20 protein-coding genes are annotated in these 19599 nt (G+C 63.7%); 18 read left to right on the forward strand and 2 right to left on the reverse strand.

What is annotated here, in order from left to right; genetic code table 11:
- The 9 genes from B8784_RS01405 to metK form a co-directional block, all read left to right on the forward strand.
- Positions 1–299: GNAT family N-acetyltransferase (locus B8784_RS01405; RefSeq protein WP_143435242.1), on the forward strand; the 299-nt coding region annotated here is incomplete at its 5' end.
- Between the two features lie 8 nt (positions 300–307).
- Positions 308–718, forward strand: a complete 411-nt coding sequence (locus B8784_RS01410; protein ID WP_084395840.1) for a Fur family transcriptional regulator — start codon at positions 308–310, stop codon at positions 716–718.
- 55 nt (positions 719–773) lie between these two features.
- The gene (miaB, locus tag B8784_RS01415; RefSeq protein WP_084395841.1) at positions 774–2147 is read left to right on the forward strand and encodes a tRNA (N6-isopentenyl adenosine(37)-C2)-methylthiotransferase MiaB; all 1374 of its coding nucleotides are present in this window, start codon (positions 774–776) and stop codon (positions 2145–2147) included.
- A gap of 2 nt (positions 2148–2149) precedes the next feature.
- The gene (locus tag B8784_RS01420) at positions 2150–3109 is read left to right on the forward strand and encodes a PhoH family protein (RefSeq protein ID WP_084395842.1); all 960 of its coding nucleotides are present in this window, start codon (positions 2150–2152) and stop codon (positions 3107–3109) included.
- Positions 3106–3564, forward strand: a complete 459-nt coding sequence (gene ybeY, locus B8784_RS01425) for an rRNA maturation RNase YbeY (protein ID WP_084395843.1) — start codon at positions 3106–3108, stop codon at positions 3562–3564. Before B8784_RS01420 ends, ybeY begins: the two co-directional genes overlap by 4 nt.
- An 11-nt stretch (positions 3565–3575) precedes the next feature.
- The gene (locus B8784_RS01430) at positions 3576–4418 is read left to right on the forward strand and encodes a hemolysin family protein (protein ID WP_084395844.1); all 843 of its coding nucleotides are present in this window, start codon (positions 3576–3578) and stop codon (positions 4416–4418) included.
- Complete coding sequence (lnt, locus tag B8784_RS01435) at positions 4415–6058, forward strand: apolipoprotein N-acyltransferase (RefSeq protein ID WP_084395845.1); 1644 nt, start codon at positions 4415–4417, stop codon at positions 6056–6058. Before B8784_RS01430 ends, lnt begins: the two co-directional genes overlap by 4 nt.
- A 35-nt stretch (positions 6059–6093) precedes the next feature.
- Entirely contained in the window at positions 6094–6513 is a 420-nt protein-coding gene (locus B8784_RS01440) for a helix-turn-helix domain-containing protein (protein ID WP_084395846.1), read from the forward strand.
- 67 nt (positions 6514–6580) lie between these two features.
- Positions 6581–7777, forward strand: coding sequence for a methionine adenosyltransferase (gene metK, locus B8784_RS01445; protein WP_199288570.1), 1197 nt, complete (start codon positions 6581–6583; stop codon positions 7775–7777).
- Positions 7778–7818: 41 nt separating this feature from the next.
- Here the strand turns inward: metK and B8784_RS01450 are convergent, their stop codons facing one another.
- Positions 7819–9474: a hypothetical protein gene (locus tag B8784_RS01450; protein WP_143435243.1), complete on the reverse strand. Its 1656-nt coding sequence runs from the start codon at positions 9472–9474 to the stop codon at positions 7819–7821.
- A 71-nt stretch (positions 9475–9545) separates the two neighbouring features.
- On the opposite strand from B8784_RS01450, the gene trmB reads away from it, so the two are divergent.
- The 9 genes from trmB to rbfA all read left to right on the forward strand — a co-directional run bounded on the left by trmB (position 9546) and on the right by rbfA (position 18648).
- Positions 9546–10151, forward strand: a complete 606-nt coding sequence (trmB, locus tag B8784_RS01455; protein ID WP_233355918.1) for a tRNA (guanosine(46)-N7)-methyltransferase TrmB — start codon at positions 9546–9548, stop codon at positions 10149–10151.
- A 65-nt stretch (positions 10152–10216) separates the two neighbouring features.
- Entirely contained in the window at positions 10217–11395 is a 1179-nt protein-coding gene (locus tag B8784_RS01460; protein WP_084395849.1) for an energy transducer TonB, read from the forward strand.
- 197 nt (positions 11396–11592) lie between these two features.
- Entirely contained in the window at positions 11593–11802 is a 210-nt protein-coding gene (locus B8784_RS01465; protein WP_084395850.1) for a cold-shock protein, read from the forward strand.
- 102 nt (positions 11803–11904) lie between these two features.
- A complete protein-coding gene (rimP, locus tag B8784_RS01470; protein WP_084395851.1) occupies positions 11905–12498 on the forward strand; it encodes a ribosome maturation factor RimP in 594 nt (197 codons plus the stop codon).
- A gap of 2 nt (positions 12499–12500) precedes the next feature.
- Positions 12501–14294: a transcription termination factor NusA gene (gene nusA, locus B8784_RS01475; protein WP_084395852.1), complete on the forward strand. Its 1794-nt coding sequence runs from the start codon at positions 12501–12503 to the stop codon at positions 14292–14294.
- Positions 14275–14946 carry an RNA-binding protein gene (locus B8784_RS01480; protein WP_084395853.1) on the forward strand — a complete coding sequence of 224 codons (672 nt, stop codon included), beginning with the start codon at positions 14275–14277 and terminating at the stop codon, positions 14944–14946. Before nusA ends, B8784_RS01480 begins: the two co-directional genes overlap by 20 nt.
- 56 nt (positions 14947–15002) lie before the next feature.
- A complete protein-coding gene (gene infB / locus B8784_RS01485; RefSeq protein ID WP_233355919.1) occupies positions 15003–17564 on the forward strand; it encodes a translation initiation factor IF-2 in 2562 nt (853 codons plus the stop codon).
- A gap of 99 nt (positions 17565–17663) precedes the next feature.
- Positions 17664–18278 carry a YcxB family protein gene (locus tag B8784_RS01490; protein ID WP_084395855.1) on the forward strand — a complete coding sequence of 205 codons (615 nt, stop codon included), beginning with the start codon at positions 17664–17666 and terminating at the stop codon, positions 18276–18278.
- Positions 18238–18648 carry a 30S ribosome-binding factor RbfA gene (gene rbfA / locus B8784_RS01495; RefSeq protein WP_084395856.1) on the forward strand — a complete coding sequence of 137 codons (411 nt, stop codon included), beginning with the start codon at positions 18238–18240 and terminating at the stop codon, positions 18646–18648. The genes B8784_RS01490 and rbfA overlap by 41 nt, the downstream gene beginning before the upstream one ends.
- A 17-nt stretch (positions 18649–18665) precedes the next feature.
- Here the strand turns inward: rbfA and B8784_RS01500 are convergent, their stop codons facing one another.
- Entirely contained in the window at positions 18666–19325 is a 660-nt protein-coding gene (locus tag B8784_RS01500; RefSeq protein WP_143435244.1) for a hypothetical protein, read from the reverse strand.
- Positions 19326–19599 lie beyond the last annotated feature (274 nt).

Here is a 19599-nt window from a genome sequence, read left to right on the forward strand (position 1 = left end):
AGCGCGTGCCGCCGGATGCGGAAATCCTCACCCTTGCCGTCCACCCGGATGCCCGCCGCCAGGGGCTGGCCCGCCGCCTGCTCACCGCGGCACGGCCGCTGCTGGGCCAGCATGGTGTGGACCGGCTGCTACTCGATGTTGCCGCAGACAATCACGGTGCCATCTCCTTCTATGAAAATTGCGGGTTCGTCGCCGACGGCCGCAGGAACAACTATTATTCCCGGCCAGACGGATCGCGTGTGGCTGCCATATTAATGTCGCGCCCTATTGCTGGACACGCGGCTGAATCGGAGGCATGAACAGAGCCATGGATCGCCTTGAAAGACTTTGCGCCGAAAAAGGCCTCAGAATGACGGAACAGCGCCGCGTCATTGCGCGCGTCCTGTCATCGTCCGACGATCACCCCGATGCCGAGGAACTGCACCGGCGGGCCAATGATGTCGACAGTTCGATTTCGCTCGCCACGGTCTACCGCACGGTGAAGCTGTTCGAGGAGAGTGGCATCATCGAACGTCACGAATTCCGTGACGGCCGGGCCCGGTTCGAGGAAATGCCAAAAGAGCACCACGATCACCTGATCGATGTGCGCAACGGCGATGTGGTCGAGTTTCACTCCGAAGAGATCGAGAAGCTCCAGGTCGAGATTGCCGAAAAGCTCGGCTACAAGCTGGTCGATCACCGGCTGGAACTTTACGGCGTCCCGCTGAAGAAGGATTGAGCCGGACTAACACCAAGTCTGGCCTGAGAGCCGCTTTTGAGTCATAAGCGCGCGGATGACCACCCAGACTTCGCAATCCGAGCCGAAGCGTCTCTTCATCAAGACGTATGGCTGCCAGATGAATGTTTATGACAGCGAGCGCATGCGCGATGTGCTGCGCCCGCTCGGCTATCAGCCGGTCGACACGGCTGACAATGCCGATCTCGTCGTGCTGAACACCTGCCATATCCGCGAGAAGGCGACAGAAAAGGTCTATTCCGAGCTGGGCCAGATCAAGAAGATGAAAGAGGCCGCCGGCGGCAAGATGACGATTGCGGTCGCCGGCTGCGTCGCCCAGGCCGAGGGCGCCGAGATCATGCGCCGCCAGCCGGCGGTCGACCTCGTGCTTGGCCCGCAGGCCTATCACAAGTTGCCGGAAATGGTCGCGCGCGCCAGCCGCGCGGTCGGCGAGCGTCTGGAAACCGAGTTCGAAACGCTGGAAAAGTTCGATGCCCTGCCCAAGGCCCGCGAGGCCGACGGGCCGAGCGCGTTCCTGTCTGTGCAGGAAGGCTGCGACAAGTTCTGCACCTTCTGCGTCGTGCCCTATACGCGCGGCGCGGAGCTGTCGCGTCCGGTCGACGACATCACCATCGAGGCCCGCAGCCTGGCCGCCCAGGGCGTGCGCGACATCTCGCTGCTCGGCCAGAACGTTAATGCCTGGCATGGCGCCGGGCCGAAACTGGAAGGCGACGGCGAGTGGGGGCTTGGCCAGCTGGCGCGCCACCTCGCCAAGATCGGCGGGATTGACCGCATCCGCTATACGACCAGCCATCCGCGCGACATGGATGACGACCTGATCGCCGCGCATGGCGAGGTGCCAGAGCTGATGCCCTTCCTGCACCTGCCGGTGCAATCGGGCTCCGACCGCATCCTGAAGGCGATGAATCGCGGCCACACCGCCGAACGCTATCTCGACATCATGCGCAAGATGCGCGAGGCGCGCCCCGACATGGCGCTCGCCTCCGACTTCATCGTCGGCTTTCCGGGCGAGAGCGACCAGGACTTCGAGGACACGATGGATCTGGTCCGCGAGGTCGGCTACGCGATCGCATATTCCTTCAAATACTCGCCGCGTCCCGGCACGCCGGCCGCCGACATGTTCGGCCATGTGCCGGAAGAGGTGAAGGATGAGCGCCTGCAGCGGCTGCAGGCCCTGCTCAAGCAGCAGCAGACCGAATTCAACGCCTCCAAGGTCGGCCAGACCATCCCGGTCCTGGTGACCGGCAAGGGCCGCAATCCCGGCCAGATGCATGGCCGCAGCCCGTGGATGCAGGCGGTTCACTTCGATGGGCCGGACCATCTCGCCGGCCAGATCGTGGATGTGAAGATTGTCGGCGCGACGCTCAATTCGCTCGCCGGGGAATATGCGGCTGCGGTGGAGGCTGCCTGACCTTGAAAGGCACGATCACCCGCCTCTACACGCCTGAAAATCCAGCCCAGCTGCCGGCCATTTGCGGGCCGCAGCACCGCAACCTCATGAAGCTGGAAATGGCGCTGATCGACGGCAAGCTGGAGGCGGAAAGCCAGGGCGGCAGCATCAAGCTGTCGGGCTCTGTCGACGCGGTCTCCACGGCAGAAGCGACGCTGGCGGCCTTCGAACGCATGCTGAAGCGCAACCCGGAAGCCGGCGAGGACGTCTTCGAGGGCGCCATCGACCAGGCGCGCGCGCCGGCGGAAAGCTATGGCACGCTGTCGGGCCTGCGCGTGCCGGTGATGCCGCAGACCCAGACCCAGTCGGCCTATATCGACAAGCTGACCCGGCCCGGCTGCGACCTTGTCTTCGGCGTCGGCCCGGCCGGCACCGGCAAGACCTTCCTCGCGGTCGCCGCTGGCGCAGCCGAGCTGCGCAAGAAGACCAAGGAACGGCTGATCATCACCCGGCCCGCCGTCGAGGCCGGGGAAAATCTCGGCTTCCTGCCCGGCGACCTGGAAGAGAAGGTCGAGCCCTATCTGCGCCCCATCTGGGATGCGCTGAACGAGGTGCTCGGTGTCGACCAGGTCGAGCGGATGCGGGAAAAGAAGATCATCGAGGTTGCCCCGCTGGCCTTCATGCGCGGGCGCACGCTGAAGAATGCCTTCGTCGTCATGGACGAGGCGCAGAACGCCACGGTCGGGCAGACGAAAATGGTGCTGACCCGGCTCGGTCGCGACTCCCGCATGGTGGTGACGGGCGATCCGGGACAGGTCGACCTGCCCAAGCACCAGCCCTCGGGGCTCGCCCATGCCCTGAAGATCCTGAACGGCGTCGAAGGCGTCGGCATGGTCGAGTTCTCGGCCGCCGATGTGCGCCGCCACGCGCTCGTCTCGCGGATCATCCGCGCCTATGACAAGGACAGCGAACCGGGCCAATGAGCGTCCAGCTTGATCTGCGAATCGAAACCGATGGCTGGACCGATGCCGTGGGAAGCCCCGAAGCTGTCTGCGAAAAGGCGCTGACGGCCGGCTTCGGCGTGGCCGGCACGCCCGGCGAGGTCGCCCTGCTGCTGACCGACGACGCGGAAATGCACCAGCTCAACCGCGACTGGCGCGGCAAGGACAAACCGACCGATGTGCTGTCCTTCCCGGCCGAACCGATGGAGGCGCCCTTTCTCGGCGACATCGCCATCGGGCTTGGCGTGGCCAGCCGGGATGCGGCCATACGCGGCATTCCACTGGGCGATCATCTGAGCCATCTCGTCATCCATGGCTATCTGCATCTTCTGGGGCATGACCACATGGAAGACACAGAGGCCAGGGAAATGGAGGATCTGGAGCGGCGTGCGCTTGCCACGCTTGGCATCGCTGATCCATACTCCGTGCAATCCTGAAGTGTAGGGAAATGACCGACAGTACCGACCGAGAGAGACGGCGCCGTCCGCGATTCTTCAATTTTCGCCGACGGCGCAATCCCGAGCCAGCCCCTCTGCCCAGTGAGGACACTTCCGCGCGCCACACACCCCAGCAGCTACGCCTGCGCCTGGCCGAATTCGAGGAAGCCCGCGTCGGCGATGTGATGATCCCCCGCGCCGAGATTGTCGGCGTCGAACTCGGCACCGACCTGCCCGGCCTGATCCAGATCTTTGCCGAAGAATCCCATTCCCGCCTGCCGGTCTATCGCGACTCGCTCGACGATCCGGTCGGGCTGGTCCACATCAAGGACGTGATCGGCGAGATCGCGCGCGGCGGAAATGGCAGCGACCGGCCGCTGGAACGCCTGCGCCGGGACGTTCTTTTCGTGCCCGGCTCGATGAAGCTTGCTGATCTTCTTGTGAAAATGCAGTCGAGCCGGATTCACATGGCGCTCATCGTGGACGAGTATGGCGGCACCGACGGCCTGGTCTCTCTCGAGGACCTGATGGAAGAAATTGTCGGTGACATTGAAGACGAACACGACGAAGAACCGGCCATGGTCGTCCGCCGCGGACGCCATGCCTGGGAAGCGGATGCCAGAATGGAGATTTCCGATTTCATGGAGAAGACGGGGCTCAATCTCGATATTCCCGACCTTGACGTGGAAGTCGATACGCTGGGCGGGGTCGCCTTCGCACTGGCCGGCAAGGTGCCCCTGCGCGGCGAGGTGCTGCGCCACCCGAGCGGCGCCGACATAGAGATTCTCGACGGCGACGCCCGCAAGATCGAACGCCTGGTCGTGCGCCAGCTGCCCCGCGAAGGTGCCGTTTGAGCAGTGCCATCAAGAGCCACGGTTTTACCGCGCTAGGCCCTCTTCACGAAGCGATTGCCAAGCTTCGCGGGTGGAGTGCCGTCGGCTTCGCCGCCCTGCTCGGGGCGTTCGCGGCGCTGGCCTTTGCGCCCTTCCACCTGACGCCGGCCCTGATCGTCTCGCTGGTCGGGCTTGTCTGGATGATGGACGGCGCGCGCGGTGACATCCGCTGGGGCCGGGCGCTCTTCCTGCGCGGCTGGGCCTTTGGCTATGGCTTCTTCCTGGTCGGCATGCACTGGACGGCCTCAGCCTTCCTGGTGGAGCCGCAGAAATACGCCGTCTTCCTGTGGATGCCGCTGCTCGCGCTGCCCGGCGGCATGGCGCTGATCTGGGGCGCGGCGACCTCGCTGGCCGGGGCGTTCTGGTCGGCCTCGCCGTCGCGCATCTTCATCTTCTCGATCTTCTTCGCCTTGGCCGAACTGGTGCGCGGCCACCTCTTCGGCGGCTTTCCCTGGAATATTTTCGGCACGACCTGGGCGCCGGGCGGCGCGCTGTCGCAAGCCGCATCGCTGGGCGGGGTCTACTGGCTGACGCTGCTGACGCTGTTCATGTGTGCGTCGCCGGCGGCCATGGTCGACACACGCGATGCCCGCGGCGTGCTCGGCCGGGCCCTGCCGCTGCTGATCGCCGTCATCCTGACCGGCTTCGGCTGGGCCTGGGGCGCCCAGCGCCTCGCCCAGCCGCCCGTGATGAGCGAGGAGACCGTCGTCCTGATGGATGTCGGTGTGCCGCAGAACAAGAAATACGCCCAGGGATCCGGCGAGAAAGTGCTCAACCGCTATGGCGAATTCCTGCGCGACATCGAGAGCGACCCGAGCGATATCGTGATCTGGCCGGAAGGCGCCCTGCCCTTCGAGCTTCTGGCCAACAATTACGCCCTCGACGTCATCTCGGCCTATCTCGGCCAGCGCACCCTGATTGTCGGCTCGACGCGGCGCAGCTTCGACGGGCGCGAGGGCGTCTACCATAACAGCCTGGCCGTGCTGCAGACCGAGAATGGGCGCGCCGAACTGATCGCGCTTTACGACAAGCACCGCCTGGTGCCGTTCGGGGAATTGCCGGCCTCCAGGATCGTGCCCTTCGGCGATGCGCTGTCGGGTATCCTGCCGGGCGCCATCCAGCAGCTGGCGACCAGCGGCTTCGAGCCGGGCAGCGAACCGACCGTACTCTTCCCGCGCGACCTGCCGCCCTTCGTGGCGCTCATCTGCTATGAGGGCCTGTTTCCGGAGATCACCCGCAAGGCCGGCCCGCAGCGCGACGATGCCAAGTGGATCGTGACCATCTCCAACGATGCCTGGTTCGGCCGCGGCATGGGCCCGGCCCAGCACTATGCCCAGAACCGCTACCGCTCCATCGAGAGCGGGCTGCCCATGGCGCGGGTGGCGAGCCGGGGCACGACGGCCATGGTCGACGGGCTTGGCCGGGAGACCGTACGCGGCCAGCGCGTGACGGGGGATCCGAAAGGCTGGGTCTCTTCCGTGGCGCGCACGCCCCTGCCCAATGCCCTGCCGGCCACACCCTACCAGAAGTATGGTCCGGCGCTGTTCTGGCTGACGCTGACCGGCTTTGCCGTTCTGGCCTTTCTGGCATGGCGGCGCTAGAGAGCGTCTCTGCAGCATAGCCTTCGGAAGGTAGAATGTCGGACAGCAAGCTTCCCAGCAAGATCGATCATCTCGTGGGCCAGCGCCTGAGATGGCGCCGCCGGGAGCTCGGTCTGACCCAGGAACAGCTCGGCGAGCGGCTGGGCCTGACCTTCCAGCAGGTGCAAAAGTACGAGAAGGGCGTGAACCGGATATCGGCCGGGCGGCTCTATGAACTCTCCACCGTGCTCGAAATCCCGGTGCTCTATTTCTATGAAGGCGCCGAGGAATACCTCAGACTGCCCAATGGAGAGCTCGCTGAAGACAGTGAACCCGGCCCGCTTCCCTATATGGACAATGAAGCGATGGAACTGGTGGCGGCATTCCAGCAGATAAGTGATGAAGCCTTGCGCAAATCCCTCATTGCAACGATCAAGGCAGCAGCTTCTGCCCATCAAAATCGGGAAGATGACTAGCCGGGGCGCCCTAAAGGCTCTACACCCTCTCGCATCCGTATAATCTTATTAACGAGAGAGGGCTGTTTTGATCCCAACAGATTTTCTGTTTACGAGTGAGAGTGTTTCCGAGGGCCACCCGGACAAAGTGTGCGACCGCGTTTCCGACGAGGTCGTCGATCTATACTTCCGGGAAGCCCTGAAAGCCGGCTATGATCCGTCCCGCGTGCGCGTCGCTTGCGAAACCGCCGCAACGACCAATCAGGTCGCCCTGCTGGGCGAGATGCGCGGCCCCGATACCATCACGGACGATATGATCGAACAGACCGTGCGCAACGCCATCAAGGACATCGGCTATGAGCAGGACGGCTTCCACTGGGAGAAGCTGAAGCTGCACAACTGGCTGCATGGCCAGTCGGAAGACATTGCCGCCGGTGTCGATGAAGGCACGGGCACCTATACCGAGGAAGGCGCTGGCGACCAGGGCATCATGTTCGGATATGCCAGCGACGAGACCGACGAGCTGATGCCGGCCCCGATCTCGTTTTCCCACCGCATCCTGAAGCGGATGGCCGAGCTTCGCCATTCCGGCGAGCGCCCGGAATTCGAGCCGGACGCCAAGAGCCAGGTCACCATGGCCTATCGTGACGGCCTGCCGGTCGGCATCGACGCCATCGTCGTCTCGACCCAGCACAAGGAAGGCCTGTCGGCCGACGAGATCCGCGAACTGGTCCGCCCGGTGGTCAAGGACGTTCTGCCGGAAGGCTGGCTGCCGAAGGAAGAGAAGTTCTACGTCAACCCGACCGGCAACTTCGTCGTTGGCGGCCCGGACGGCGATGCCGGCCTGACCGGCCGCAAGATTATCGTCGACACCTATGGCGGCTCCGCCCCGCATGGCGGCGGCGCCTTCTCGGGCAAGGACCCGTCCAAGGTCGACCGTTCGGCCGCCTATGCCGCCCGCTACCTCGCCAAGAACGTGGTGGCCGCCGGCCTCGCCAAGCGGTGCACGCTGCAGCTCTCCTACGCGATCGGTGTGGCCCAGCCGCTGTCGATCAATGTGAACCTGCACGACACATCGAACACCGACGAGCGCAAGCTGGAAAAGCGTCTCATGGAGATCATGGACCTGTCCCCGCGCGGCATCCGCACGCAGCTCGGCCTCAACAAGCCGATCTATGCGCGCACCGCCGCCTATGGCCACTTCGGCCGCACGCCGGACAATGAAGGCGGCTTCTCTTGGGAGAAGACCGACCTCGTCGACGATCTGAAGGACCTGGTGGGCTAAGCCCAGGCACTTTCAGACTGAAAGCCATTCGGCCCGTCCCCTCAGGGGGCGGGCCGTTTCACATCCGCCGGGCAGATTTTCCAGACCGTTTCAGGCGTGGCGAAATTGGTGTCGATCACCTTGCAGGCACCAGTCTCCACCGTGACATGCTCGATCCGCATGAGCTTCTCCACGGTTTCGGTAAAATGGCCCTCAGTGTCGACGATGACGACATAAAGAGGCCGCCCGGGCTCGGCGATGAGGTCCCGGATCTGCCCGCGATAGTTCGCGAGCGCCGGCGCGCTCCACTCCTGCGGGACGAGATGGGTCATCTGCGCCGTCTGTGGAAAGAAGGGCGCGAGGAAGGCACTCGGATAACCGCCGGAAAAGGCGATGACGGCATGGTCGAGCCCAGGCATGGCCGGCACCTCGGCGGTGACATAGGGCTCGCTCCAGCCCTGCCAGGGCACGCGGCGAAGCTCGGCAAGCTGCGTGGTCGCAAACAGGGCGGCGGCGACACCGAGCGAGACAAAAGGTGCCCAGGCATGGCCGAGCCAGGCCGGGCGCAGCATCGCCACGAAAAGCGCGAACATGGCCGGACCGATCAGCCAGCCGGCCGAATAGTAGCGCGCGATCGAGAAGACGAGGCTCCAGGCCAGCAGCGACACGATCAACCCCACCGACAGCGCCACAGCCTCCCGGCCCGCCGGCCAGGCCTTGCCGGGGCGCGCCGCCACGAGCCCCAGCATGCCAAAGGCGGCGACATAGCCGATCTGCAGGCGCGGATCGAAGAAATGATGCTCGTTGACCAGCGCCCCGTCGAACAGGAAGACGAAGGGCCGCAGCATCGCCTCGCCCACGCCGCCCGGCAGGTAACGATTGTCGCGGAAGGCCGTATCCGGCCCGAGCGGAGCGTCGAAGAAGGTGTTGAGCTGCGGGAATATCGGATTGCCATAGGCCTCATAGAGATGCCAGGCCCAGGCGCCGCCGGTCAGCAGAATGCCCGCCAGTCCAGCCAACGCGCAGATGCCGGCGGCCCTGAGCCGCGCGCTCCAGCCGTCCGCCATTATCATGATGGCGATGGCGAAGAAGAGGACATAGACGCCATTGGTCGGCTTCAGGCCGAAAAGCGCCCCCATCAGCAGGCTCGCCAGCGCCAGGGGCAGCACGCCCGCTCCGCCGGTACGCTCCGGCAGGAGGAGGACGAGCGCGCCGAGGAAGACCGCCGCACACACCGCATCGTTGCGCGCCGACGCCATCAGCCCGAACTGCATCTCCCCTGAGAACCCGACAAGGCAGATAGCGAGCACGGTAACGAGGCTTGGGCGTGACCCGGCACGGTCGAGCAGGCGGCGTGTCAGCGCATAGAGCGCGGGCAAGATCAGCCCCTGCAGCACGCCCAGCACGAAGGCCACAGCCCGCCCCGGCAACAGCTCGATCAGCTGCCAGACGAAGACCTGCCAGAGCGGGTTGAGGAAGCTGTGCATTTCCGCCGGCGCGAGATCCTGTCCGGCGCGCCCGTTCAGCACGGCCCAGCCATTATGCAGGTGATAATGCAGGACATCGAAGCTTGCATCGCGCGGCATCATCATCGAGAAGACGCCGAAACCGGCCAGCCAGATGGCCCACCAGCGCCAGGCGATCCGTCGCGCGGGAGTTTGCAGAAGAGACCTTTCGGACGGAGTCCCAAGAGCCAGTGTCATCGCATGATCACGCACCAATTCGCTCCTTTGGCCGCACGGGAGGGCGTCCCCTCTCTACGAGACAGCAGAGTTTGGTTGAAAATGTCTTGCCCCGGCTCCGCATCCCGGCCGATGCCGGCGCGCTGGAGCGGCCCCTCGACCTGTTCGACCCGCTGGCGAGCGCGCTCTGGCTTGAGATCGGGTTTGGCGGCGGCGAGCATGTGGCGGCACAGGCCGAGGCCCACCGGGACGTCGGCTATCTTGCCTGCGAGGTTTTTATCGAGGGCATGGCGAAATGCCTGTCGGCCATCGAGGACAAGGGCCTCTCCAATGTCCGCCTCTGGGACGAGGATGCGCGCGCCCTGATGGCGCTGCTACCGGACAATTGCCTCGACCGCGTCTTCATCCTGTTCCCGGACCCGTGGCCGAAGAAGAAGCACCACAAGCGCCGCCTCATCCAGCCGGACTTCCTCGATGAGCTGGCCCGCGTGATGAAGCCGGGCGCGGCCCTGCGCTTTGCCACCGATGTGCGCTCCTATGCCGATGAGGCGCTGGCCACGCTCCTCGCGCATGGTGCGTTTCACTGGCTGGCCGAGACAGCCGATGACTGGCGCAAGGCCCCGGCCGATCATGTGCGCACGCGCTATGAGACAAAGAATCTCGGCGACATCGCCCCGGTCTTCTACGAGCTCTCTTTGGTAGAAACACCATGACCTTCAGTTGATCTTGAGATCCCCTTCGCTATGCTCGATCCCGAATCGGGAGCGAGGGGAACCGCATGAAACGCATTTTGACCGCTGTAGCGCTTGCTGTCGCAGCCACTGCAGCCTCAGCCGAAGCGCAGGATATCAACCAGGCCATTTCCGCCTATAATGAAGCGGTCTCGTCCGGCGACACGGCGTTGCGGGTAAAAACAGCCAAAGCGCTTGGCGAAGCCGCCCTCGCGAACCCCGGGCGAGAGGATGCAGCAATCCTCGCCTTTGAGGCCGGCCAGACGCTCTGCCTCATGGCCGATTGCACCGGGGCCGCCGAGCTTGCGCAGTTTGCCGCCGGCAAGCCGCTGCCCGGAAATGCGGTCCAGGCCGAAGACATTGCCCTTCTGGAAGCCTATGCCGCCTGGAGACAGAAGCCCGGCGGAAAGCGGCGCAAAGCCCTCAACAAGGCGCTCGAGCCGCTTGTCCCGAGGGATGTGACGACACTCACGCTGGCCGCCTTCCACAATCGCTATCTCAGGGACATGGTCGACCATGACTGGCGCGAAGCCAAGGATAGCGCCGGAGAGGCCGCCACCCATTTCGCGCCTTTCAAGGACGTCATTGGCGAGTATTGGAGCAATGCGAAAATTGCCACCATCGCGTCGGGCTTCAATTACGATCCCGACACCGATCACGCCCTCGCCATGGCTCGCCATCATGTCGAGCTCGGGAAGATGGGCCATGGCCTCGAGGAGAGACCAGCCTGGCTCGAGCATAACTGGTATGTCACCCAGGCCTGGGAGATGGCGATCTCAGCCTATTTCCATTCCGGCGGCGGGCGAAAGCTCGGCAGCCTGCTGAACGGGCCTGATCCGGACAGGCTCGACCGGCAGGTCGACGAGATCATGGCGGAGCTGGACACGCTGGAGTACGCGCCCAGAGCCGAGGCTGCCGCATCCGAGGAAAACGCTGACGCCCTGCCCTATTGCGATGGCACGTTCGACATGAAGCCAGCGATCCGCTATCCGCATGGCGCCGCCCGCCAAGGCATGTTCGGGGCCATGATTGCCCAGATTGCCGTGAAAGACCTGAAGGTCAGCGATGTGGAGATCCTGGCTGCCGTGCCATCTGCCACATTCGAGGAGTCGGCCGAGGAGACGATCCGCCAGTGGACATGGAAAGTCGAGACTGGCGTTCCGGGCGAAACCTGTACGGGCGACCGGCCAAAAATCATCCTGCCAATCGTCTACGCGCTGGGCTGATAACAGCTGTCATGCAATCGTGATTGCGCTATGGCTCCGTCTCGGGCATAAGACGTGGATCGAATATACGGTCGGTCTGAATGCCAAGACCCCGTCAGACCGACGGCCCTGACTTCAATTCCTCCGTTCTTTCGAGACCCTTCGTGACCGTCTGCGCAGTGCAGGGTCGGCACGGGGAGAAGACTGGAGTAGCCAATATGGCAACCGGAAAAGTTAAGTGGTTCAACGACCAAAAAGGCTATGGCTTCATCAAGCCGGACGCCGGCGGTTCGGATGTGTTCGTTCACATTTCGGCTGTCGAGAAGTCCGGCATGCGCACGCTCGCGGAAGATGCTTCCATCGAATACGAGCTGCACACCGATGAGCGCCGTGGCAAGACCTCGGCCGTCGACCTGAAACTTCTCTAGACATTCTGCACGCCTGATACTATTTAGGCGGCAAGTCGAAAAATATCGGCGGCGGGTCCGGCAACGGGTCCGCCGCTTTCTTTTGCCCGGAGACAATCCGAAGTGATCGCGCTGACGCAGCAGGAAAAAACCATTCTCTCCCTGATCGGGCCCGTCGCAGACGGCCTCGGCATGGAGATCGTGCGCGTGCGCCTGATGGGCGGCAAGCGCCCGACGCTGCAGGTCATGGCCGAAAAGGCTGGCGGCGCGGCGACCAATGTCGAGGATTGCGCCGCGCTGTCTCATGGCATTTCGCCGGTGCTCGAAGCGGCCGATCCGATCCGCGACCCGTACCGGCTCGAGGTCTCGACCCCCGGCATCGACCGCCCGCTGACCCGCGAAGGCGATTTCGGCCGCTGGGCCGGCCATCTCGCCAAGGTGGAGCTGGCCATGCCGATCGACGGTCGGCGCCGCTTCCAGGGTGTGATACAAAGGGAAGACGAAAACGGCGTCGCGATCGAGCTCGACGATGAGAGCGAACTGGTCGCCCGCGTCGACGAGATGTCCAAGGCAAGCCTCGTCCTGACCGACGAGCTGATCGAGGCGGCCAAAGCGACCGGCGGGCTGCCGCCCCAGCCCGATGACGAGAATTTCTCCGGCCTCGAAGTCGATGAGACCGAAGATGACAACAATAATGAAGAAGAAAGTGGAGCTTAGAGATGAGTGCAGTCGGCGTATCAGCCAACCGGCTCGAAATCCTGCAGATCGCGAAGGCGGTCGCTGAAGAGAAGGCGATCGACCGCACGATCGTCATCGATGCGATGCAGGAAGCGATCGAGAAGGCTGCCAAGTCCCGCTACGGCCAGGAACACGACATCCGCGCCCATATCGACGCCGATACCGGCGAGCAGACGCTGTGGCGCGTCCAGACCGTCGTCGCCGATGACGAGGTCGAGGACCCGGCCCAGCAGATCGCGCTGACCGAGGCGCAGAAGCTCGACGGCAATTACGAGATCGGCAGCGAGATCCGCGAAGAGCTCCCGCCCTTCGATTTCGGCCGCGTCGCCGCGCAGACGGCCAAGCAGGTCATCATGCAGAAGGTGCGCGATGCCGAGCGCGAGCGTCAGTACGAAGAGTACAAGGACCGTGTCGGCGAGATCATCAACGGCATCGTCAAGCGCGTCGAATACGGCCACGTGATCGTGGATCTCGGCCGCGCCGAAGGCATTATCCGCCGCAATGACGGCATCCCGCGCGAGAACTTCCAGCCGAACGACCGCGTGCGCGCCTATCTCTACAAGGTCTCCCGCGAGACCAAGGGCCCGCAGATCTTCCTGTCGCGCGCCCATCCGGACTTCATGGTCAAGCTGTTCGCGCAAGAGGTGCCGGAAGTCTATGACGGCGTCATCGAGATCCGCGCCTGCTCGCGCGACCCCGGTTCGCGCGCCAAGATCGGCGTGATCTCCAATGACAGCTCGATCGACCCGGTCGGCGCCTGTGTCGGTATGCGCGGCGCGCGCGTCCAGGCTGTCGTCGGCGAACTGTCGGGCGAGAAGATCGACATCATTCCGTGGAACTATGACGCGGCCACCTTCATCGTGAACGCGCTGCAGCCGGCGGAAGTCTCCAAGGTTGTCCTCGACGAGGACGAGCATCGCGTGGAAGTCGTCGTCGCCGACGACCAGTTCCCGCTGGCCATCGGCCGGCGCGGCCAGAATGTCCGTCTCGCCTCGCAGCTGACGGGCTGGCAGATCGACCTGGTCACCGAGACCGCCGATTCCGAGCGTTACCAGAAGGACTTCCAGGCCCGCACCGAGCTCTTCATGAAGGCGCTCGACGCCGACGAGACGCTGGCCCAGCTGCTGGCGTCCGAAGGCTTCGAGAGCGTCGAGGAAATCGCCTATGTGGCGCCGGAAGACTTCATCTCGATCGAAGGCTTCGACCTCGAAGTCGCCAACGAGATCCAGGAACGGGCCCGCGAATATCTCGACAATCTTGCCGCCGAGCAGGATGCCCGCCGCAAGGAACTGGGAGTCGAGGACAATGTCATGGAGCTCGAGGGCATGACCGTCGCCTTTGCCGTGAAATTCGGCGAGAACGACGTCAAGACGCTCGAGGACATTGCCGGGCTGGTGCCGGACGACATCACGGGCTGGCGCGAGCCGGGCCCCGATGGCAAGCCGGTCTTCCAGGAAGGCATCCTGAAGAAGGGCGAGATGCGCAAGGATGAGGCCCAGCTCTTCATCATGCGCGCCCGTGTCGCGGCCGGATGGGTCGAGCCGGAAGCGCTCGCCCAGCTCGAGGCCGACATGGCCGCCGAAGCCGCCAGCGAGAGCGCCGACCTGTCCGAGGAAGAGCGCGCGCTCATGTCGCTTGGCGAAATCGGCAAGGCCAGCGACGAGGCCGAGGAGCTCGCCGAGGAAGAACTGATCTTCGACCTCGACGCGCTGGCCGAAGAAACCGAGGCAGAAACCTCCTCAGAGGACGGCGACGATGCCGAGCCCAAGGAATGAGCCCCTCCGGCGCCTGAAGGCGTCCGATGACACAGACACTGGCGGTGGGCCCCATCGCCAGTGCATCGTCACGCGTGAAAGCCTCCCGCAGGATGCGCTGATCCGCTTTGTCCGCTCGCCTGACGGCGTGGCGGTGCCGGATGTGCTCGCCAAGCTGCCGGGCCGTGGCGCCTGGGTGAAGGCCGACCGCGCCAGCGTGGAGAAGGCGATCAAGACAGACGCCTTTTCCCGCGCTTTCAAGGCGAAGACCGCGCCGATCGACGATATGACCGCCCTGATCGAGGACCAGCTGGTGCAGCGCTGCCTCGGTCTTCTGGGCATGGCGCGCAAGGCCGGTGAAGTCATTCTTGGATTCGACCAGGTTCGTGACTATTTAAGGAAAGACTCGCCGGGCCATCTCATCGAGGCAAGCGATGGCAGCGAGGATGGCCGTAACAAGGTTCATTTTCTCGCCAAGGCGATGTATGACACTCCCAGAACAGCAGGCGCGCTAACGTCTGCTGAATTGGGCATGGCCTTTGGCAGGGGGCGTGTGATACATGCCCTGCTTCAGGAAGGCCCGCTGTCGGACTCTTTCGGAACCGCCTATAAACGGCTGGTCGGGTTCAGGACAGCGCCGGAACAAGACTGGTTCTCTAGCCGGAATCGGTGAGACAAAACGGCAGGGATTGGGTCTCTGCCGATAAATATGCAGATGTATGGAGTCGCATGAGCGATACGAAAGACAAAGGCAATACGAGCGGACGCAAACCTCTGACGGTCTCGCGTGGGTCGAGCGGTACGGTGAAGCAGAGCTTCAGCCATGGCCGGTCCAAACAGGTGATCGTGCAGACGAAGAAGCGCCGCGTCGTGGGACCGGGCGGGTCCGGTCAGGAGGGCGGCAAGAAGTCGTCCGCCTCGCAGGCCCCTGCGTCCGGCGGCAAGCAGCCGTCCAAGCTCGCGGAAGCCGCGAAGAAGCTCGGCATTACCGAAGAGGAACTCGTAGCGCGCCAGAAAGTCCTGCTGCAGCGCCGGGAAGCCGAGCAGAAGCGCGAAGCCGAGCAGAAACGCCAGGAAGCCGCCCGCGAGCGCCTGCTCTCCGAACAGGAGCGCAAGGTCCAGGAGGACAAGGAGCGCGAAGAGGCTGAAGCCCGCCGCAAGGCCGAGGAAGAAGAGCGCAAGGCCAAGGAAGAGGCCGAGGCGAAGAAGCAGAAGAGCGCGCCCGCCAAGGACGACCGCGGCGGCGAGCCGGCTCCGGCGGCGCCCGACATGCCGATCCCCGAGCCCGCCCAGGGCCGTGGCGGCGGCAAGAAATCCCGCAAGGGCCGTCAGAACGACCGTGACTTCAGTGACGGCGGACCCGGCGGCAAGGGCGGCGGTGGCGGCAACAAGCGCCGCAAGGGCAAGCTTACCATTGCCAGCGCCCTGGGCGACGATGGCGAACGCCAGCGCTCGCTGGCCTCGGTCAAGCGCGCCCGTGAACGCGAACGCGAACGCCGCCAGTCCGGTGACGATGGCACGGAAAAGGTCTCCCGCGAGGTCACCCTGCCGGAATCGATCACGCTTCAGGATCTTTCCCAGCGCATGAATGAACGCGTCGCCGACGTCGTGAAATACATGATGCGCCAAGGCGAGATGATGCGCGCCAATGATATTCTCGACGCCGATACCGCCGAGCTGATCGCCGAGGAATTCGGCCACACCGTCCGGCGCGTTGCCGAATCCGACGTCGAGATCGGCCTGGAAGGCGATGAGGACGATCCCAAGGACATGAAGCCGCGTGCGCCGATCGTGACCGTGATGGGCCACGTCGACCACGGCAAGACGTCGCTGCTCGACGCGCTCCGCTCGACCGATGTGGTCGCAGGCGAAGCCGGCGGCATCACCCAGCATATCGGTGCCTATCAGGTGCAGCTGGGCTCCGGCGACAAGATCACCTTCCTCGACACGCCGGGCCACGCCGCCTTCTCCGCAATGCGGGCCCGCGGCGCGAACGTCACCGACATCGTCATCCTCGTGGTGGCAGCCGATGACGGCGTCATGCCGCAGACGATCGAGGCGATCAAGCACGCCAAGGCGGCCGAAGTGCCGATCATCGTGGCGGTGAACAAGTGCGACAAGCCGGATGCCAATCCGGACAATGTCCTGACCGAACTGCTCCAGCACGACATCCAGGTCGAGGCGATGGGCGGCGACGTTCAGGCCATCAAGGTGTCGGCCACCGAACGGACCGGCCTTGAGGAACTGACCGAGGCGATCACGCTGCAGGCCGAGCTGCTCGAGCTGAAAGCCAATCCGAACCGCGACGCCGACGGCATCGTGGTGGAATCGCAGCTCGACAAGGGCCGCGGCCCGGTTGCGACCGTGCTCGTCAATCGCGGCACGCTGAAGCGCGGCGAGATCGTCGTCGCCGGCAAGCAGTGGGGCAAGGTCCGCGCGCTGGTCAATGAGCGCGGCCAGCAGCTCAAGGAAGCCGGCCCCGCCGTCCCCGCCGAGGTGCTCGGCCTGAGCGGCGCGCCGGAGCCTGGCGACATGTTCAACGTCGTCGACAACGAGGCCCGTGCCCGCGAGATCACCGAGTATCGCAGCCGGATGGAGCGCCAGAAGACCGGCGTTGCCTCGCGTGCTTCGCTCGAGTCGCTGATGAACTCGATGAAGGACGATGCGGCCGTCTCCGAACTGCCGCTGGTGGTGAAGGCGGACGTCCAGGGCTCCGTCGAGGCGATCACCCAGTCGGTCGAGCAGCTGTCGAATGACGAGGTCAGGGCCAATGTCATCTATGGCGCGGCCGGCGGTATCTCCGAAAGCGACATCCTGCTGGCGAAATCGTCCAACGCCCCGGTCTTTGCCTTCAATGTCCGCGCCAACAAGCAGGCGCGCGAACTGGCCGAGAAGGAAGGGGTGGAGATCCGCTACTATTCGGTGATCTACAACCTGATCGACGATGTGAGAGACACGCTCTCGGGCATGCTCGCCCCGGAACAGCGCGAGACCTTCATCGGCTATGCCGACATTCTCGAAGTCTTCAACATCACCCGCGTCGGCAAGGTCGCCGGCTGCAAGGTCAGCGAAGGCGTGGTCAAGCGCGGCTGCGGCGTGCGCCTGCTGCGCGACGATGTCGTCATTCACGAGGGCAAGCTGAAGACGCTGAAGCGCTTCAAGGACGAAGTGCCGGAAGTGTCCTCCGGCATGGAGTGCGGCATGGCCTTCGAGAAATACGAAGACATCCGCGAAGGCGACAAGATCGAGTGTTTCGAGGTCGAGGTGGTCGAGCGGACGCTCGACAGCTAGTCCACACACCTGAAACCAACTGCAGACAACGAGAAGAAGCCGGGAGTTTTCCCGGCTTTTTCCATTTCCGGTTAAGCTTGGCCTGCTTCACTCTGCGGCATGGCTATCCGCCGTTACCCCCCTGCCCCCGCGCCGCGTGATCCGGGGCCGCATGGCGCCCGCCTGCGGGCTGTCGGCAAGCTGACCGACAAGGACATGAAGCGGCTGGTCAACCAGACCCGCTCGTCCAATATCGGCCCGACCGCGCTCTATTATGCCGGGGTGACCGCGCCGGTGATCTCGGCCGCTATGGCGCTGATGACCCGCAACGCGCTGAGCACCACGCCGGTCTCTTCCTACTGGACCTGGTTTCTCTCTTCGCTGTGCGCGGCGATGGCCGGGATCGTGTGGTATCTCATCTTCGTGCGCTGGTCCTACCGCCACCATGCGGGCCGGGCCTCCGAGACCGGCGCTGAAACAGTGATTGACCTGACACAGCAAGGGCTCCAAATCAGGAGAGGCGCGGTCGAGACGCGCATTGCCTGGGCGGCCGTCCAGACGGTGCGCAGCCGCCGCTCATACACGCTGATCACCTTTGATGGCGCCGATCCGCTGATCGTGCCGGACAAGTGGTTTGCCGGCGACAAGGCCGCCGCCCTGGCCTTCAAGACCCGGCTGAACGAAGGAGCCCCCCATGGCGCGCAACAGAAAAAGGCAAGACGCAAACGCGCTTGAACCCTCCCAGCGCCAGCTGCGCGCCGGCGAGCTCATCCGCCATGCGCTGACCGACATCTTCATGCGCGAGGAGTTCCGCGACCCGGACCTTCAGGGCGTCAATGTCACGATCGGCGAGGTGCGCACCTCGCCCGACCTGAAGCACGCCAATGTCTTCTGCTCGCCGCTGGGCGAGACCGACCCGGCCGCGCAGGACCAGCTCGCCAAGGCGCTGAACCGGGCCTCGGCCTTCATCCGCGGCAAGCTCGGCAAGCGTATCGAGATGAAGTTCACCCCCGATCTGAACTTCATCGCGGACCATTCCTATGACGAGGCGAGCCACATCGACGCCCTCCTCGACAGCCCGGAAGTCAAACGCGACCTGGATTAGGGGGCGCAAGCTCCCTTTCATTCGCGAAGATGCGCTGAGACACGAGAGAAAGCACTCATGAACGTCCGAGTTGCTTCAACTAACGCGTCTGCAGAGCTCTTGGTAATATCGTAGCTGAGAATCTGCCCCTGATGCGTTGTGAAAAAGGTTCTATTGGATAGCCCTTCCTCAATCGTAGCGGTTGCCTGCTCATGTTCGATCTTGATGCCGAGGCCTTCGTAAGGCCCAGACAGAGCCCGATCTTTTTCCTTCTCTGGGTTACTTGCGAGTTCGGCAGCGTGGGCAACTGCATGTCTCAGTGCGACATGCAGGGGGAAGGTATCTTCCAATAGTTTCCGCGCATCTTTCAGAAGGTTCTTATCGACAAGCCTCGCAATAGTTGGAACGCGAAAAGCCGCCCCATTTGCATTGTCTAGAGCTTTGGCAAAATGGTAAATCGTCATGGCTCCATCGCGGGCCGCCACAAACGGATACCGAGAAAGCAGATCGCGGTTTTCCCGGGTGGCTTTCCGCGCAGCGAATAGGCATTCCTCAAACAAACCGACGTCTGCGTAGAAATTTTTTGTATATTTCACCATGTCATTGAATTTACGCGATAGAAACAAGACATCTTGTCGTTCGGCTTCCGGCAACCGTTTCGTAGGCAGGGATGGAACGTCGATTGTTGGAAGTATCATAAGCAGCAGTCCGGTCAGCGAAATCGGGACGGCTACTGAAATAGTTTGTGAGAGCTCTGTGCAAGTCTTCCGAACTATAGAAGAGGTCGAAAAGTATGTCTGCCGGTCCTCTCTGAGGGACCTCCCTGGATACCTGCATGCGCAGGTATCCAGGGAGGATGACCACCTCAGCCCCGCAAAAGATTTCCCCAAAAGGACTTCCTGACACGGTGCATGCCAATTAATGTCGCCGCAAAAGAGCATGACGGAGGAAACGGCGATGAGACACTGGCTG

The organism is Henriciella aquimarina (genome assembly GCF_002088975.1).
Classification (GTDB): domain Bacteria; phylum Pseudomonadota; class Alphaproteobacteria; order Caulobacterales; family Hyphomonadaceae; genus Henriciella; species Henriciella aquimarina.

What these genes read in the sequence shown, in the direction of transcription:
- B8784_RS01410 (WP_084395840.1), top strand. Translation starts at nt 308, where the DNA reads ATGGATCGCCTTGAAAGACTTTGCGCCGAAAAAGGCCTCAGAATGACG.
- miaB (WP_084395841.1), top strand. Translation starts at nt 774, where the DNA reads ATGACCACCCAGACTTCGCAATCCGAGCCGAAGCGTCTCTTCATCAAG.
- ybeY (WP_084395843.1), top strand. Translation starts at nt 3,106, where the DNA reads ATGAGCGTCCAGCTTGATCTGCGAATCGAAACCGATGGCTGGACCGAT.
- B8784_RS01430 (WP_084395844.1), top strand. Translation starts at nt 3,576, where the DNA reads ATGACCGACAGTACCGACCGAGAGAGACGGCGCCGTCCGCGATTCTTC.
- B8784_RS01440 (WP_084395846.1), top strand. Translation starts at nt 6,094, where the DNA reads ATGTCGGACAGCAAGCTTCCCAGCAAGATCGATCATCTCGTGGGCCAG.
- B8784_RS01460 (WP_084395849.1), top strand. Translation starts at nt 10,217, where the DNA reads ATGAAACGCATTTTGACCGCTGTAGCGCTTGCTGTCGCAGCCACTGCA.
- B8784_RS01465 (WP_084395850.1), top strand. Translation starts at nt 11,593, where the DNA reads ATGGCAACCGGAAAAGTTAAGTGGTTCAACGACCAAAAAGGCTATGGC.
- nusA (WP_084395852.1), top strand. Translation starts at nt 12,501, where the DNA reads ATGAGTGCAGTCGGCGTATCAGCCAACCGGCTCGAAATCCTGCAGATC.
- B8784_RS01480 (WP_084395853.1), top strand. Translation starts at nt 14,275, where the DNA reads ATGCCGAGCCCAAGGAATGAGCCCCTCCGGCGCCTGAAGGCGTCCGAT.
- infB (WP_233355919.1), top strand. Translation starts at nt 15,003, where the DNA reads ATGAGCGATACGAAAGACAAAGGCAATACGAGCGGACGCAAACCTCTG.
- B8784_RS01490 (WP_084395855.1), top strand. Translation starts at nt 17,664, where the DNA reads ATGGCTATCCGCCGTTACCCCCCTGCCCCCGCGCCGCGTGATCCGGGG.
- rbfA (WP_084395856.1), top strand. Translation starts at nt 18,238, where the DNA reads ATGGCGCGCAACAGAAAAAGGCAAGACGCAAACGCGCTTGAACCCTCC.
- B8784_RS01500 (WP_143435244.1), bottom strand. Translation starts at nt 19,325, where the DNA reads ATGATACTTCCAACAATCGACGTTCCATCCCTGCCTACGAAACGGTTG.